General features: G+C 73.1%; 14 protein-coding genes. 5 read left to right on the forward strand and 9 right to left on the reverse strand.

The annotated features are described in order from the left end of the window. Window positions 1–12 precede the first annotated feature (12 nt). From O7605_RS10255 to O7605_RS10270, 4 genes are all read left to right on the forward strand, one after another. Window positions 13–1,677, forward strand: a complete 1,665-nt coding sequence (locus O7605_RS10255) for an ArnT family glycosyltransferase (protein ID WP_443083909.1) — start codon at window positions 13–15, stop codon at window positions 1,675–1,677. Window positions 1,678–1,685: 8 nt separating this feature from the next. Further along, window positions 1,686–2,480, forward strand: a complete 795-nt coding sequence (gene yaaA / locus O7605_RS10260; protein WP_269738964.1) for a peroxide stress protein YaaA — start codon at window positions 1,686–1,688, stop codon at window positions 2,478–2,480. Window positions 2,481–2,641: 161 nt separating this feature from the next. Further along, a complete protein-coding gene (locus tag O7605_RS10265) occupies window positions 2,642–3,298 on the forward strand; it encodes a hypothetical protein (protein ID WP_269742590.1) in 657 nt (218 codons plus the stop codon). Window positions 3,299–3,381: 83 nt separating this feature from the next. Further along, window positions 3,382–4,344 carry a TAXI family TRAP transporter solute-binding subunit gene (locus O7605_RS10270; RefSeq protein ID WP_443083910.1) on the forward strand — a complete coding sequence of 321 codons (963 nt, stop codon included), beginning with the start codon at window positions 3,382–3,384 and terminating at the stop codon, window positions 4,342–4,344. Window positions 4,345–4,353: 9 nt separating this feature from the next. Here O7605_RS10270 and O7605_RS10275 read toward each other — a convergent pair whose 3' ends face one another. The 9 genes from O7605_RS10275 to O7605_RS10315 form a co-directional block, all read right to left on the reverse strand. Next, window positions 4,354–4,593: a helix-turn-helix transcriptional regulator gene (locus O7605_RS10275; RefSeq protein ID WP_269738965.1), complete on the reverse strand. Its 240-nt coding sequence runs from the start codon at window positions 4,591–4,593 to the stop codon at window positions 4,354–4,356. A gap of 15 nt (window positions 4,594–4,608) precedes the next feature. Next, entirely contained in the window at window positions 4,609–5,472 is an 864-nt protein-coding gene (locus O7605_RS10280; RefSeq protein ID WP_269738966.1) for an ABC transporter permease, read from the reverse strand. Beyond that, window positions 5,469–6,434 carry an ABC transporter ATP-binding protein gene (locus O7605_RS10285; protein WP_269738967.1) on the reverse strand — a complete coding sequence of 322 codons (966 nt, stop codon included), beginning with the start codon at window positions 6,432–6,434 and terminating at the stop codon, window positions 5,469–5,471. Before O7605_RS10285 ends, O7605_RS10280 begins: the two co-directional genes overlap by 4 nt. Window positions 6,435–6,530: 96 nt before the next feature. Next, entirely contained in the window at window positions 6,531–7,976 is a 1,446-nt protein-coding gene (locus O7605_RS10290; protein ID WP_269738968.1) for a sensor histidine kinase, read from the reverse strand. Window positions 7,977–7,986: 10 nt separating this feature from the next. Next, window positions 7,987–8,643, reverse strand: a complete 657-nt coding sequence (locus tag O7605_RS10295; RefSeq protein ID WP_210824448.1) for a response regulator transcription factor — start codon at window positions 8,641–8,643, stop codon at window positions 7,987–7,989. Window positions 8,644–8,745: 102 nt separating this feature from the next. Next, window positions 8,746–9,093: a hypothetical protein gene (locus O7605_RS10300; RefSeq protein ID WP_269738969.1), complete on the reverse strand. Its 348-nt coding sequence runs from the start codon at window positions 9,091–9,093 to the stop codon at window positions 8,746–8,748. A 101-nt stretch (window positions 9,094–9,194) separates the two neighbouring features. Beyond that, window positions 9,195–10,952, reverse strand: a complete 1,758-nt coding sequence (locus O7605_RS10305; protein ID WP_269738970.1) for a CDP-glycerol glycerophosphotransferase family protein — start codon at window positions 10,950–10,952, stop codon at window positions 9,195–9,197. A gap of 196 nt (window positions 10,953–11,148) precedes the next feature. Beyond that, the gene (locus tag O7605_RS10310; protein ID WP_269738971.1) at window positions 11,149–13,695 is read right to left on the reverse strand and encodes a DUF6077 domain-containing protein; all 2,547 of its coding nucleotides are present in this window, start codon (window positions 13,693–13,695) and stop codon (window positions 11,149–11,151) included. A 183-nt stretch (window positions 13,696–13,878) separates the two neighbouring features. Beyond that, window positions 13,879–14,478 (reverse strand): TetR/AcrR family transcriptional regulator, encoded by a 600-nt coding sequence (locus tag O7605_RS10315; protein WP_269742592.1) that lies wholly within the window; start codon window positions 14,476–14,478, stop codon window positions 13,879–13,881. Between the two features lie 219 nt (window positions 14,479–14,697). Between O7605_RS10315 and O7605_RS10320 the strand changes: the two genes are divergently transcribed. Further along, window positions 14,698–15,594 (forward strand): ABC transporter permease, encoded by an 897-nt coding sequence (locus O7605_RS10320; RefSeq protein ID WP_269738972.1) that lies wholly within the window; start codon window positions 14,698–14,700, stop codon window positions 15,592–15,594.

A 15,594-nucleotide genomic window follows, 5' to 3' on the forward strand; every position in this document is an offset into this window, starting at 1 on the left:
GGCGTGACCGCCGTGACACACTCCGGTCGGGACGACGACGGGGGCGAGGTCGTGCCACGAGCAACGGCGGATCCAGGGCGACAGCGGGGGCGGTGGCGGCCACGGCTCGACCCGCCGGCGCTGGTCGCGCTGCTGTTCGGGGTGGTCGGCGTCGGCTACCGGCTGGTCCTGGTGCTGACCACCGTGCCGGTCTCCAACAGCGACGAGGCGACCTTCGGGCTGGCCGCGCTGCACATCGCGCAGGGCCGTGAGCAGCCGATCTTCCTGTACGGCCAGCGGTACATGGGCACCCTGGAGTCGTACCTGGCCGCGCCGCTGCTCGCGGTGACCGGACCGAGCTGGCCGGCGCTGCGGCTGCCGGTGCTCGCCCTCTACGCGCTGTTCCTCTGGCTGATCCACCGGCTGACCCGGCGGATCGGCGCGCCGTGGTTCGCCACCGTCGTCGTCGGGCTGCTCGCCCTCGGTTCCGAGCGGGTCGTCCGGGACCAGGTGACCGCGGTCGGCGGGCGGCCGGAGGTCAAGGTGGCGGTGCTGGCGATGCTGCTGGTCGTGGTGGCGCTGGCCCGCGGCACGGTACGGCACCGGACGCTGGCCGTGGGCGGCTTCGGGCTGCTCGCCGGGGTGGCGCTCTGGTCGGACTGGCTGATCGTGCCGTACCTGGCGGTGGCCGGACTGGCGCTGGTGTGGACGTTGCGTCGGGAACTGTTCGGCTGGGCGGGGCTGCTGCTGGTGGTCGGCTTCGCCGTCGGGCTCGCCCCGATGATCCGCGACAACCTGGTGGCCCCGCCCGGGCAGGACTCCCTGTCGGTGTTGCGTGGCGTCAGCGGCGAGAACGGGCCGGTGCCACCGTGGTCGCAGCGGCTCGGCGGTGGGCTGCTGGAGGGCGTACCGCTGGCCGCCGGGCTCTGCCCGGTCGACGGGTGCGCCCGGTGGCAGGCGTGGTTCGGCCTGCTCTACCCGCTGCTGCTGGTGGCGGCGGCGACGCTCGCCGGGCTCGCGTACCGGCGGGCGAGCGGGCGTGGCGACCGGGTCGGCCCGGTGGTGCACCTCGCGCTGCTGGCCGGCGCGGCGCTGACCCTGCTGGCGTACGTGCGCAGCCCGTTGGCGGCGACGGATCCGCTGGGCAACGCCCGCTACCTGTCGGTGCTGCAACTGTCGCTGCCGGCGGTGCTCTGGCCGTTGTGGGTGGCGGCGGTCGCCGCCCGACGGGGCACGGCCGGCGTGGCGGGCCGGGTGGCGGGGGCGGCGGCCACCGCTGTGCTGGGCGCGCTGGCGGCCGGTTCGCTCGTGGTGACCGTGCTGTTCGCCACCACCGGCGCGGATCCCGGGCGCGTGGAGGAACGGCAGGCCCGGGAGTTGGCCGACACGGTACGCGCGGCCGGCCTGCGTGAGGTGTACGGCGAGTACTGGACCTGCAACCGGCTGGTCTTCAACACCGACGAGGAGGTGGTCTGCGGGGTGGTCGACGGCGGCCTGCGCCCGGGGCAGAACCGGTACCCGGCGTACTGGTGGCGGCTGGCCCGGGCGCAGCGGCCCGGGTACGTGCTGGCGGCCGACGCCCCGGCGGACCGGCGGCTGCGGGAACTGCTCGGCGACCGGGCCAGCGCGGCGCTGCTCGCCGAGATCGGTGGCTTCCGGGTGTACCACCCACCGGAGCCGCTGCGGCCGTGGCGTTAGAGTCACCCATGCTCATCCTGCTGCCGCCCTCGGAGGGCAAGGCCGAGGCCGGCTCGGGCCGCCGACTGGACCTGGACCGCCTCTCCCTGCCGGAGCTGAACCCACGGCGGGAGGAGGTGCTGTCCGCCCTGGTCGCCCTCAGCGCCGGGCCGCCGGAGACGGCGCTGACCGCACTGGGCCTCGGTGCCGGGCAGCACGGCGAGCTACGGCGCAACGCCCGGCTGCGGCAGGCCGCCACCGCGCCCGCCGGCCGGATCTACACCGGCGTGCTCTACGAGGCCCTCGACCTGGCCGGCCTGCCGGCGACGGCGCAGCGGGCGGCCGGACGTCAGGTGCTGGTCAGCTCCGGCCTGTGGGGCGCGGTGCGGCTGACCGACCGGATTCCGCCGTACCGCTGCCCGATCGGGGCCCGGCTGCCCGGCGTCGGCGCGCTGCCGGCGCTGTGGCGGCAGGACCTGGGTGCCGCGCTGACCGCGGCGGCCGGTCGCGGCCCGGTGCTGGACCTGCGTTCCGGGGCGTACGCGGCGGCCTGGACGCCGCGCGGCGAGTTGGCCGAGCGCACCCTCACCGTGCGGGTGCTGCACGAGCGGGAGGTCGACGGGGTGCCGGTGCGCTCGGTGGTCAGCCACTTCAACAAGGCCACCAAGGGGCGGCTGGTCCGGGACCTGCTGCTCGCCGGTGCCCGGCCGCGTTCGGTGGCCGCGCTGGTGACGACGCTGCGGGACCTGAAGTACACGGTGTGCGAGCAGGCCAGCGGGCCCGGCCGGCCACGTCAGGTCGACGTGATCGTTTCGGAGCTGTAACCAGACGCAAGATTTCCTCAAGGCTGGACCGGATCGGTACCACCGGTCGGTGTCCCGGGTCACCGTAAGAGGACCCGACGCGACGAGGAGGCCCTCCGGTGGTTGCCGAACCGATCCTGCTCGACCGGTCCCGTCCGTCATCGGCCCCGCCGGCGTCCAGCATGCCGTCGTCGGTCCGGCCCGCGTCGGCACCGCCACCGCTGGACTGGACGACCCTGGCCGACGCCTTCGAGACGGCCTGCCTGCTGCGCTGCATGCCGCCGCCGGCGACCCCCGCGCACCGGCAGGCCGGGCAGCAACCCGTCCGGCCGACCACGATCGAGTTCAACCGGGAGGAGGCGGCCCGGCGGACCCGGCAACTGCTCGATCGGCTCGACATTCCGGTGCGGCACGAGGTGGCGGTCGGTGGGCTGCGCCGCCGCTACGAGCTGCACCGGCTGCACGTCGAACGGGAGCACCGGCCGACGTACGCGGCGATCGTGGAGAACGGCTGGCGGCGCGGTCGGCGCGAACTGCTCGGCGGCCCGGTGCCGGGTGCCTCGACGGCGCGGCGGTTGTGGCGCACCCGGTTGGCCGCCGCCGCCTGGCGGGCCGCGCTGCTGGCCGGGGGTCGGCATGTCCGGCGGCACATTCTCGGGGTGCGGATCACCGACCGGGAACTCGGTGCGGTGCTGGTACGCGGCGCCGCCCTGCTGGACGTGCCGGCGCTGCTGCGGCCGAGCACCGGCTGCTTCCTGGTCAGTGTGGCGCACGGTCGGGACCGGGACCGGATCCTGCGGTACGCGGCGGAGGAGGCGGTGCAGCGGCCGGTGGCCTGACCCGGCGGTCATCCCACGGCCGCACCGGGCTGCGCCCGCCCCGGGGTTGCGTCATCGCGGTCCGGCGGCGCACAGTGCTGCCCGTGACCAGTACCCGGTATCCCGCCCGAGTCCGGTGGCGCGGCGCCCGCGTGGCGGTGGCGTTGACCGTGCTGCTGGCCCTGCCCGGCCTCGTCGGCTGCCGCGACGATCCGGGCGAACCGGTGGTCATCCGGATCGCCACCGGCAGTCCGACCGCCGTCTACCACGCCTTCGGCGCGTCACTGGCGGCCATCCTCAACCGGGAACTGCCGCAGGTGCGGGCGGAGGTGCTGGTCACCGCCGCCTCGGCGGAGAACGTGCAACTGCTCAACGCCGGGCAGGCCGAACTGGGCTTCACCCAGGCCGACGTGTTGCAGGCCGACCCGGGCCCGGATCCGCCGGTGGTGGCGGTGGCCCGGGTCTACGACGACCTGCTGCACCTGGTCACCACCGCCGACAGCCCGGTGCGGACGCTGACCGACCTGCGCGGGCGGCGGGTCTCGGTCGGCGCGACCGGTTCCGGGACCAAGATCACCGTGGACCGGCTGCTGACCGCCGCCGGCCTCGACGGTGCTCAGGTGCGGCAGGAACAGCTCGGCCTGGACGACTCGGTGGCGGCACTGCGCGCCGGCCGGATCGACGCGTTCTTCTTCTCCGGCGGGCTGCCGGTGCGCGCGGTCGCCCAGTTCGCCCAGGACACCCCCACCCGCATCGTCGACCTCGGCGATTGGACGGCGCCGTTGCGGCGCGGCAACCCGGAGGTGTACGTGCCACGCGACATACCCCACTCGGTGTACGGCGTCGATCCGGTCACCACCGTGGCCAACCCGAACTACCTGGTGGTGCGGGCCAACCTGCCGGATTCGCTGGTACGCGAGGTGACCCGGCTGCTGATGGAACGCCGCTCCGAACTGGGCGCCGCGCATCCGGCGGCCGGCCGGATGAGCCCTCGCTCGGCCATCGCCACCTCACCGTTGCCCCTGCATCCCGGTGCCGTCGACTACTACCGGGCCAGCAAACCCTGACCCGGCGGATCAGGCGGACCGCGCGGAGTCGCCGAGGCGGGGGAACGGTTCGGTGGAGAAGACCACCTCCACCGGCACCTCGAAGTGCCGGGCGATCCGCAGCGCCAGGTGCAGGCTCGGGCTGAACTCGCCGCGTTCCAGGTAGCCGATGGTCTGGTAGTGGACGCCCAGCGCCTCGGCCAGCTGGCGGCGGGAGATCCCCCGCTCCGCCCGGAGCATGGCGATGCGGTTGTGGACCAGCTCACTCATCTCGACGGTCCATCCTCAGGTCACCCGCTGCATGGCCTTCTCGCGGCGGGCCGCCACGCTCGAACCGGACTCCCGGCGGGCCATCCGGCGCAGCACCACCGGTGCCAGCATCAGCCCGGCGACCGCCCAGCCGCCGAGCACCAGCAGCGTCTCCAGGTGTCGCCACGAATCGCCGAGCTCGACGGCGGCCATGGCCTCGGGCAGCAGCGCCGACCGCATGCCGAGACCGAGCCAGTAGATCGGGAAGACCTGCGCGACCGCCTGCACCCAGCCGGGCAGGACGGTGATCGGGTAGAAGATGCCCGATGTGGCGATGAGTCCCATCATCGGCAGCATGATCAGCCCCATGTTCCGGGGGTTCGACAGCAGCGAGCCGAAGACCGCGCCGACCGGCATCGTCGCCACCATCCCGACGAGCATCACCCAGGCCAGGGTCAGCCAGGCCGCCGTGCGGTCGAGCGCCAGGGCGTCGAAGAGGAAGAGGCCGGGTACGAGCAGCAGGGCGACGCTGATCAGCGTCATCCCCGAAACCAGGGCGATCTTGCTGATGAGGTAGCCGAACATGCCGTTCGGGGTGGCCTTGGCCCGCAGCAGGGTGCCGTCCTCGCGTTCGACGGTGAGGATCGACGCCGTGGTGACCAGCCCGCCGAACGCCACGGTCATGCCGAGCGTGCTGGGCAGGGTCTGCGCGCCGAGTGAGAACTCGGTGCCCGGCACGGTGGCACCCCGCAGGAAGAACATCACCACCAGCAGGATGACGGTCGGGAAGAGATAGCCCCAGAGGGTCTCCGAGTGGGTCAGGCTCTGCCGTAGCTCGATGCGGCCCCGGGACAGGCCGGCCCGGGCGGCCACGACCAGTGGGCGGACCGTCGGGCTCATCTGCCCACCTCCTCGAACGCGCGGGTCGCGCTCTCGCCGCGCCCGGACTCGTGATCGCGTACCAACGTCATGTAGGTGTCCTCCAGGCTCGCCCGGCGCACCTCAAGGTCGGCGACGTCCTCGCCGTGTCGAGTGAACAGCTCCCGGACGAACCCGGTCGCGTCGCTGGTGGAGTGCACGAAGCGGTTGCCACCCTGGCTCCATCGCACCTCGGCGTCGGCGGAGATGCGCCGGGACAGTTCGTCGGCGGAGCCGCTGGCGATGATCCGGCCGCCGGCCAGGATGAGGATCCGGTCGGCCAGCTTCTCCGCCTCGTCGAGGTCGTGAGTGGTGAGCAGGATGGTGGTGTCGTCGACGTCGGTGAGCCGGTGCACCAGGTCGTGGAACTCGCGGCGGGCGGCGGGATCGAACCCGGCGGTCGGCTCGTCGAGGAAGAGCACCTCCGGCCGGCCCACGATGCCGATCGCCACGTCGACCCGGCGGCGTTGGCCGCCGGAGAGCTGACCGATCTTCTTGTGCGCGTGCTCGGTGAGGCCGACCACCTGAATCAGCTCGTCGGTGTCCCACGGCCGGCGGATCTCGTCGGTCGAGTAGGGCGCGTAGAAGGAGCCGAGGTGGGCCAGCAGTTCCCGGACCCGCCATCGACCGTGGTCCCGCCAGGACTGGAGGACCACGCCGAGTCGGGCCCGCCAGCGTTCGTCACCACGCGCCGGGTCGATGCCCAGCACCTCGACCCGGCCACCGGAGCGCATCCGGAAGCCTTCCAGGATCTCGATGGTGGTCGTCTTGCCGGCACCGTTGGGACCCAGCAGGGCCAGCACCTCCCCGCGCCGCGCGCGGAACGACACGCCGGTGAGCACGTCGGTCGAGCCGTACCGCATCCGCAGGTCGTCCACGTCCAGGGTCAGGTCCGTGGACGCTGCGGCACTGGTCGGGGCGTCCGCCTCTGCGCTGACAGCCATGGACCACCACCTCCATATGATCTGTGCGCTGAAAGATAGCACTCATACTACGGTTCGCAGCAAACCTTGGCTGCCCCCGCTGGCGCGGTTCCGCGCTCAGGCCACTGCCGGCTGCGATGACGCCGCGGCGGTGGGTGCCGGTGGTCCGGCCTCGGCGCCCGGGTCGGCCGGCTCGGCCGGCTGCGGGAACCACAGCGCGGCGACCAGGCCGCGCGGCGAGTTCGGGTGCATGGTGAGCCGGCCGTCGGAGGCGTCGACGAGCACGGCGGCGATGGTCAGGCCCAGCCCGGCACCGTCGACGTTCTGCACCTCCGGTGCCCGCCAGAACCGTTCGGTGGCCCGGCCGAGCTGGCTGCGGGTCATCCCCGGGCCGGTGTCGCGTACCTCGAGGGTCGTCCCGCCGTCGCGGGCCGCGACGGTCACCGTCACCTCGCCGCCCGCGCCGCTGAACTTCACCGCGTTGTCGATCAGAGCGTCCAGCGCCTGGTCGATGGCGGTCGGCACGGTACGGGCGTAGGCCGGGCCGGAATCGGCCGCCAACCGCAGGGCGACCGCCCGGTGCCGGGCCAACGGCTCCCAGGCCGCGACCCGGGACGCGGCCACGGCCGTCGCGTCGACGGTGATCCGCTGGTTCTCGTGGCGTTCCGCACGGGCGAGGGTGAGCAACGCGTCGAGCAGCAGCGCGAGCCGGTCGGTCTCCTCCAACGCCAGCCGGTGCTCGGCGCGGCCCTGCTCGTCGGTGACGCTCGGCCCCAGTTCCTCCACCCGCAGCCGCAACGCGGTCAACGGATTACGGAGCTGGTGGCTGGCGTGCGCGACGAACGCACGCTGCCGGTCCATCACGTCGGACACGACGTCGGCCATGTGGTTGAAGCTCGCCGCCAGGCGGCGCAGCTCCGGCGGCCCCAGCCGGTGCTGCACGCGAGCACCACGGTCGCCCTCGGCGATCTCGTGGGTGACCGCGTCCAGCTCGGTGACCGGGCGCAGCACCCAACCGGCCAGCCCGAACGCGGTGAGCACGCAGGCCAGCACGGCCAGCAGGCCCAGCGCGGCGACGAGCGTCCACCAGGTGGCGACGGTACGCCGGACCCCGTCGGCCGGGGTCGCGGTGACCACCGCACCGAGGACCTCGCCGCCGTCGTTGATCGGCACCGCCACCACGATCGGCCCCTCGACCCACGGCCAGACCGAGTCGGGTCCACTGGCCTGCTGCCCGGACAGCGCGACGTCGAGCGCCTCGCGGGTGCCCGGGGCCGGGCGCCAGCTCGCCGAGGCCACCACCTCCCGCCGGTCCCGGTCCACCACCGCCGCACCGATGCCGTACAGCTCGTCGTAGCTGCCCAGCTCGTGGTCGAGCGGACCGGGCGTGCCGTCCCGCAACGCCGGCCCGGCCAACGACGCGAACCGGGTGGCGTCGGCGAGCCGGTCGGCCCGTACCCGGTCGGTCTCCCGGGTGGTCAGCGTCACCGCCAGCGGCGTGCCCAGCGCCACCACCACCAGCACCATCAGCAGCAGATAGCTGATCACCAGCCGCCGTCGCACCCCGGGCTCCTCACTCGCCCCGGAGCCGGTAACCGACGCCCCGGACCGTCTCCACCAGCCGCGGGTCGCCGAGCTTGCCGCGCAGGGAGCCGACGTGCACCTCGACGGTGTGCCGATCGGTGAAGGTGGTGCCCCAGGCGTCGAGCAGGATCCGGTCGCGGGGCACCGCGACGCCGGGTTGCCGGGCCAGCGAGAGCAGCACGTCGAACTCCTTGCGGGTCAGCGACACCGGCCGGCCGGCCACCGCCACGGTCCGGGCCGCCACGTCGATGTACACCGGACCGACCTCGATCAGGTTGCGCTCCGGTGCCGCGTGCGCGGCCCGCCGCAGCACCGCCTCGATGCGGGCCTGGAGTTCCACCATCGAGAAGGGCTTGACCACGTAGTCGTCCGCGCCGAGCCGCAGGCCGAGCACCCGGTCCCGTTCCTCGCCCCGGGCGGTCACCGCGATGATGCCGAGCTGGTTGCTGCGCCGCCGCAACTGCCGGCACAGGTCGGTGCCGTCACCGTCGGGCAGGGTGAGGTCGAGCAGCACCAGGTCACAGGGGGCGGCGGAGAGCGCGGCAGCGACGGTGGCGGCGTGCTCCACCTCGTAGCCGCGACGGGTCAGGGCCGACGACAGCGCGGCGGCCACCCGTCGGTCGTCCTCGACCAGCAGGATGCGCACCCGGCCTCCCCGTTCGGTCTGCTCAACTGCCTGCGCCCAGATGGTGGCAGACGAGCGGCCTGGTGCACAGGCCCGGGGGCGGTCAGGGGGCGGCTCGGGCGCTCAGAGGCCGAACGTCTCGTCGGAGGCGCCGTCGCGCACCCCGTCCACGAAGCCCTTGAATCCGGGGTCCTCGTGGCTGGCCGGCACGGTGGCGACAACCTCGCCGGTGGCCTCGGTGACCGCGTCGATCAGCGGCGCGAAGTCGGTCTCGGCGTCGGCGAGGGTGTCGTCGTCGGCCTCCGCCAGGTTGATCACGTGCTGGACATCCTCCGACGGCGTGTCGGGGTCGTCGGCCCAGTCGGCGCCGGCGCGGTAGCACTCGTCGTAGAGCGCGCGCTGGCTGTCGGTCCAGTCCTCGTGGTAGCTCTCCATGCCCATCCCCTCGCCGGCGGCCTGCCCTTCGAGCATGCCCGCCGGGGCGGCGGACCGGGCCGGTACCGGACAAAACCGGGTCTACGACGACGTGCCCGGGACGAGGGCTCGTCCCGGGCACGTCAGGCGGTTCGGCGTCAGCGGCAGAGCCGGCCGACCTCCTCGGCGAACCGGTCCATCGGGTTGGCGTCGGCCGGGCCGAGCAGGTAGGTCTTCAGCTCCCGGCGGGCCTCGGTCATCGGGTCGTCACCGGCCCGGGTCACCGCCACGATCTTCTCCAGCTCGCCGCAGTCGGCGGCCAGCAGGTACGCCGCCCGGGACGTCGGGAAGGAACGCCGGAACTCGTCCTCGGGCAGCCCGGCGGGGTTGGCCACCACGTACGGCCGCTGGCTCTGCACGAAGTCGGACACCACGCTGGACACGTCGCTGACCAGCAGGTCGGTCTGGTTGAAGCAGTCGAACAGCGCCGGCACCCGCCCGGTGACGACGCGGTGGGCCGGTCCGTCCAGGGTGCTCGCGTCGACGTCACCACCGGCGGCGCGGATCATCGCCACGATCCGTTCGTGCACCGCCTTGGCCTGCTTGGACCGGCTGCCGGTCAACGGGTGCGGCTTGTAGACCACCCGTACCCCCGGCCGGACCGCCAGCAGGCCGGCGATGATCCGCTCACCCATCAGCACCAGCGAGGTGTGGTACGGGTCGTCGTCGAGCCAACCCTCCCAGGTGGGCGCGTAGAGCACGGTGAAGGGCCGCTCGACCGCCTCCGAGCCGAAGGTGTGCACCCCGGCCAGCTGCGGCCGGCCGATCTCGACGATGTCGGCGTCCAGGACACCCACCCCGGCCCGCGCGTACCGCTCGCGCCCGGCCAGGCCGGCGACCCACACCTCGTCGTAGACCTTGCTGTACGGGTTGACGCTCGCCGCCTTGTCGCTGTCACCGTGACCGACGAACACGTGCTTCATGCCGGGTTCACGCAGCATGTGGATGTTCGGGCCGACGTTCGCCGCGTACAGGGTGGTCCGCAGGCTGCTCTTGTCGAGGTTCATGAAGTCCGGTGCGGCCGGCACACAGATGACCGGCAGCCGGGTGTCGGCCAGTTCGAGGAACGCCTCCTTGCTGCGCATCAGCACCACCGCCGGCCGACCGAGCGCCTCGATCGGGGCGAGCCACATGTTCGCCTGGTAGACGTCCTTGGCCGGGCCGGCGAAGTACAGCGCCACCTCCGGGCGGTCCCGGTCCAGCCAGCGCTGCACGGCCGGCAGCAGCGGGCTCTGCCCGGTGCCCCGGCCGCGCAGCCAGGTCACCGCGACCACGCCACCGACCAGCGCGGCCAGTCCGACGGCGACCGCACCGGTCACGAAGACCGGCGCCACCTCGCTCGTCACGGCGGTGACGACCGCGCCCGGCAGCAGCAGCATGTTCACCCGGGGCAGCCGGTCGCCGACGAAGCGGGTGGCCCACTCCGGCGGTCGAGGCGCCGCGGACACCGGCCCCAGGTCGATGTTGCGCACCAGGGCCGAGATGGGGTTACGCCTGTCGATCATGCGGTTGAACGCACCGGCGAAGACCGCGATCACCCAGACGGCGGCGGGCAGCAGGAGCAGCAGGGTCAGCTCCTGGTCGAGGAGCGGCACCTCGGCGGCCACCAGCAGCACGGCCGACAGGTCGCGGCTCAGTTGGCGGTAGACCCGGCTGATGCCGACCTTCCCCAGTAGGCTCACGGTCGCCGGTGACCACCGCTCGACCGCGAACTCCCCCAGGACCGCCGCCACGGCGGCGACCGCGAAGAGACCGACCCAGCCGAGCGCGGCCGCGGCCAGCAGAATGAGATAGGACGCCACCAGCAGGGCGCCGCGCGCGGCGACCCCGACGCGTGCAGTCAACGTGCCGAACAACGAGAACGCTCCCTAAAAGAGATCGATGACCGGCTGGATACGCCTCGACGGCCGCCAGCGTAGCTGCGACCTTAACGCGAATCGTCTCCGGGACAACGTCCGGGTATCCGGCATCTTTCCCCCAAACCGCCAGGCCCGGCGTGGGGACGAGCGTCCCGACCGGGCGGAAACCGCCCGGCCGGAACGTCGGGCCAGGTCAGGCCCGACGCAGGCAGGTGACGGCACCGGGCTGGTCGGGCACGGGTGGGGGGCGCTCGGCGAATTCCAGGTAGCCCAACCGTTGGGCCGTCCGGCGGGCGAAGCGGTTGCCGCTGTAGACACAGATCGTCCCCACGTCCAGCCGCTCCAACGCCGCGGCGACCTGTTCGCGGGTCGGTCGGCCCTCGGCCGCGCCACTGTTGGCGAACCGGGTCAGCAGCAGCCGGTCCTGGGCGAACTGCGAGTTCAGGTCGTACTCCACCAGGTAGAAGTCGCGCGGCATGACCACCCGCACCCGGGTGGTCAGCATCGGTATCGCGCGCATGGCGGTCTCCGGCGCGAGAACGAGCCCGTCCGGGCGGTCGAGGGTGGTGATCCACTGCGCGATGCCCAGCCGCTGTTGCGGGATCTTCCAGACCGGTTCGCCGTGCACCTGGACCCAGCTGCGCTCGGCCCACATCGGCGTGGCGTAGGTGGCGAACGAGGCCACCATCGCCCCGGCCAGCACCACGCCGACAAGCGCCCGGACGCTGCGCAGCCGGGTCGGCAACCAGACGGTGCACAACAGCCCGATCAGCGCCGGGAGGGCGAGCAGCCACGGCACCCGCCACAGCACCACCGAGATACCGGTGAGCGCACCGAGCCACTCCAGCACCCCGGGCAGCAGCAGCACGCTGAGCGTGAGCCCGCCGCCGGCCGCGAGCAACGCCGGGGTGCGGCGGCGGGCCAGCAGCGGGCCGCACCACAGGGCCAGGCCGGCGATCACTCCCACGATGCCGATCTGGAACGTGCGCTGAAAGGTCCGCTCGGCACCCCAGACGTTGACGTCCGCCGCGGCCTCGCTGGCGGATCCGACGATCAGCTGCGCGACGGCGACCACCCCGACCGGGTACGCGAGGGCCGCGGAGCCGGCCACCAACGCCGCCTTCCACCGCCCCACCAGCAGCATCATCAGGGCCGCCCCGCCGACCAGCATCGGCAGGATGATCGCGGCAGTGGTGGTCAGCCCAATAGCGGTGACCGACAGGGCGACGATCAGCACCAGGGCACGCCGGGAGCGCTCGTCGAACCACCGGGTCAGGTAGAGCCACATCAGCGGTACGACCGCCGAGACGAACATGCCCTTGCCCTGGTAGAGCCGGGGCAGGTGGAAGGTGCCCAGGGCGGCGTCCGGTCCGCAGACCAGGGCGAGGAACGCCACCGCCACGGTGAAGGCGAGCACCGGGCGCCGGGGTGCCCAGCGCTGCACCAGCCGCCACAACGCCAGCACGGCGAGCACCGCCATGATGGGCAACAGCACGTACCAGGTCGCCGAGGCGGCCGGAAGGGAGAAGAGGCGGGCCAGCGCGCCCGCGAGCACCTCGATGCTGGCGACCGGGGGCTGCGAGGCCATCGGCGGCAGCACGTTCTCGCTGAACAGGAAGTCGTTGAGGGGAACCTGATCCCGCTCCGCCACCCACACCGAGCGACCCACGTAGTAGATGTCGTCGGGAGTGTTGCGGGCCAGGTAGAGCGAGGCGACCGCGGCCCCGCCGGCGATCAGCAACGCGTACGCCGACTGCCAGGCCCCCGGCGACGGCGCCGCCGGAGTGCTCGCCGGGGCGACCCGCCACGTCCGCCAGGTGAGCAGCACCGCGCCGACCGCCGCGACGATGCCCGCCGAGGCCGGCACCCACCAGGACAGTCCCTCGCCGGCCGGTGTGCCGGCCACTCCCGCGGTGATCGCCGCGCCGGTGCCGATCAGCAGGACCAACGCCGTCAGCAGGCGCTGCGCCACCGACATCCGTGCGGTGGCGGCGGCGGTCCGCGCAGCCGGTTCACTCCGGGCCGGGTCCTGCGTCCGGGCCGCAGCGGTGCCGGGCCCCCGGTCGCCGTCCCGCTCCGTCGCGGGGGCGACCTCGTCGACGTTCCGCCGCTCAACCGGGGTGACGTCGACGGCACTCGGTGGGGCTGCCGCCCCGGCGGCGGGTCCCGAGGCGGCGGTGCCGGTCCCCCGCGCCGCGCCGGCGCCGTCGGTCTCGGCGCCGTCGGTCTCGCCGCCGTCGGTCTCGCCGCCGTCAGTGCCGTCGGTCCCGGTGCCGTCCGTGCCGTCGGTCCCGGTGCCGTCAGTGTCGGCGGTGCCGTCCGTGCCGTCGGTCCCGGTGCCGGCGGTGTCGGTGTGCCGGCCCGGCCTTCCGGCGGGAGCGTCTCCCGACGCCACCGTGGTGCCGGTGGGCCGGGCGGACCGGCGACGGCGATGCCAGCGCAGGGCGAACCGGGTCGCCACGGCCAGCAGGGCCAGGGCCGGGCCGGTCACCAGCCAGGTCCGCAGCGTCAGCGACGGGGCCAGGTCCAACAGCAGCGCGGCGTGGTAGAGCAGCGTCCAGAGCGCGAACGCGAGCACCGCGCCGTCGGTCAGTACGGCGGGTATCGCGGCGAAGCCCCGCCGGAGGTGACCCGCCACCACTCGTGCCCGACGGGGGCGGGCGGGCGTGGGGACGGTCGCCTCATCGGCCGTTGCCGGCTCGACAGCGGCGACGGCGACGGTCTGGTCGGTAATCGACACGGGCGTCCTTGTCGTCGTACGGGCGGATCCGGCGGGGCCACGCGCTCCTCGCGCGCGACGGCGCCTGCACCACGAGCCACACCGAGAGTAGTAGTCGTCGCGGGGCTGTCGGGTCGAGCCGACGCGCGGAGCGGCGGGCTGCCGGGTGCCGTTCCGAACAGCCCTACCCACGGCGGCCGGTGCTCAACCAGGGTCGGGCGCGGACCGTTGCCGGGGTACCGCGTCCTGGGCACCGAGGCCGGACGCCACCGACTCCACCAGGGCCGCCAGGTAGCTGTCGGTGACGGGGGTGCGGGCGATGGCGATCCGCCAGTACAGCGGACCGACGATCAGGTCGACGGCGGCGTCCGGGTCGGTGTCGGCGGGCAGCTCGCCGCGCCGCACCGCCCGGCCGATCAGCTCACCGGCCACCTCCTGCTGCCGGGCGCGCAGCACGCGCTGGAGGGTCTCGTCGATCGTCGGGTTGCGGGCCGCCTCGGCCAGCAGGTCGGGGATGATCTGCGAGGCCAGCGGGTGTCGCAGCGCGTGCGCCAGGACCTGGAACAGCAGGGACAGGTCACCGCGCAGGGTGCCGGTGTCCAGCGCGGGCAGCCGACGGCCGGCGGCGGCGGCCACCACCTCCAGCACGAGATCCAGCTTCGAGTTCCAGCGCCGGTAGATGGCGGTCTTGCTGACCCCGGCGCGGCGGGCCACCGCCTCGATCGAGAGTCGGCCGTACCCGACCGCGGCGAGTTCCTGCATGAGGGCGCGCCGGATGGCCGTGGTGATCTCCCCACGGAGCACCGCCGCACCGGCTGGTGTGCGTCTCTTCTCGGCCGTCACCTGGAACTCTTCTCGACTGTCACGAGGGACAGCGTAGCGCAACGACGCTACGGTTGCGTCCCGACGCATTTCGGACTACTGTCCAGCCAGCGACCGGGGGCGGCGCTCCCGCACTCACCACGCTAGATTCTCTCGTCGCGAGACATAACGCCGGCACGACAGATCGGAGCGCCAATCCCCATGGCCAACCTGCTGGCCGACCCCGACTCCGGCCTCACCCCAGCCCAGCTGGCCGCCCGACACGGGCTGCGGGTGGCCGGCGAGCGGCCCTCGATCGGCGCCTACAGCGGCCAACTGTGGCGCTACCGGCATTTCATCTCGGCGTACGCCCACGCCAAGCTGACCGCCTCGTTCAGCAACGCCCGGCTCGGGCAGCTGTGGCAGGTGCTCACCCCGCTGACCAACGCGGCGGTCTACTTCCTGATCTTCGGTCTGGTGCTCGAACAGAGCCGCAACATCCCCAACTTCATCGCCTACCTGACCACCGGGCTGTTCATCTTCAACTTCACCCAGGTCAGCGTGCAGCAGGGCACCCAGGCGATCAGCGGCAACCTCGGGCTGATCCGCGCCCTGCACTTCCCTCGGGCCGCCCTGCCACTGGCCATCACCACCACCCAGTTCCAGCAACTGCTCGGCTCGATCGTGGTGCTGCTGGCCATCGTGCTCGCCACCGGCGAGCCGATCACCCTGATGTGGCTGATGCTGGTGCCGGCGGTGCTGCTGCAGACGGTCTTCAACGCCGGGTTGACCATGGTGGTCGCCCGGCTGGGCGCCAAGGCCACCGACCTCAAGCAGGTCATGCCGTTCGTGCTGCGGGCCTGGATGTACGGCTCCGGGGTGCTCTACAGCGTCAACCTGTTCGCCGAGAACCTGCCGGGCTGGGCGACCGCGGTGGTGCAGTTCAACCCGATGCTCGTCTACATCGAGCTGGCCCGCATCTCCCTGCTGGAGAACACCCACCTGCTCAACGACTCACTGCCGCTGACCTGGCTGATCGCGCTCGGCTGGGCGACGGTCGCGGGCCTCGGCGGCTACCTCTACTTCTGGCGCGGCGAACAGGAGTACGGCCGTGGTTAA

It is taken from the genome of Verrucosispora sp. WMMA2121 (assembly GCF_027460185.1).
In the GTDB taxonomy this organism is placed as follows: domain Bacteria; phylum Actinomycetota; class Actinomycetes; order Mycobacteriales; family Micromonosporaceae; genus Micromonospora; species Micromonospora palythoicola.

What these genes read in the sequence shown, in the direction of transcription:
- yaaA (WP_269738964.1), top strand. Translation starts at nt 1,686, where the DNA reads ATGCTCATCCTGCTGCCGCCCTCGGAGGGCAAGGCCGAGGCCGGCTCG.
- O7605_RS10265 (WP_269742590.1), top strand. Translation starts at nt 2,642, where the DNA reads ATGCCGTCGTCGGTCCGGCCCGCGTCGGCACCGCCACCGCTGGACTGG.
- O7605_RS10275 (WP_269738965.1), bottom strand. Translation starts at nt 4,593, where the DNA reads ATGAGTGAGCTGGTCCACAACCGCATCGCCATGCTCCGGGCGGAGCGG.
- O7605_RS10280 (WP_269738966.1), bottom strand. Translation starts at nt 5,472, where the DNA reads ATGAGCCCGACGGTCCGCCCACTGGTCGTGGCCGCCCGGGCCGGCCTG.
- O7605_RS10285 (WP_269738967.1), bottom strand. Translation starts at nt 6,434, where the DNA reads ATGGCTGTCAGCGCAGAGGCGGACGCCCCGACCAGTGCCGCAGCGTCC.
- O7605_RS10300 (WP_269738969.1), bottom strand. Translation starts at nt 9,093, where the DNA reads ATGCTCGAAGGGCAGGCCGCCGGCGAGGGGATGGGCATGGAGAGCTAC.
- O7605_RS10320 (WP_269738972.1), top strand. Translation starts at nt 14,698, where the DNA reads ATGGCCAACCTGCTGGCCGACCCCGACTCCGGCCTCACCCCAGCCCAG.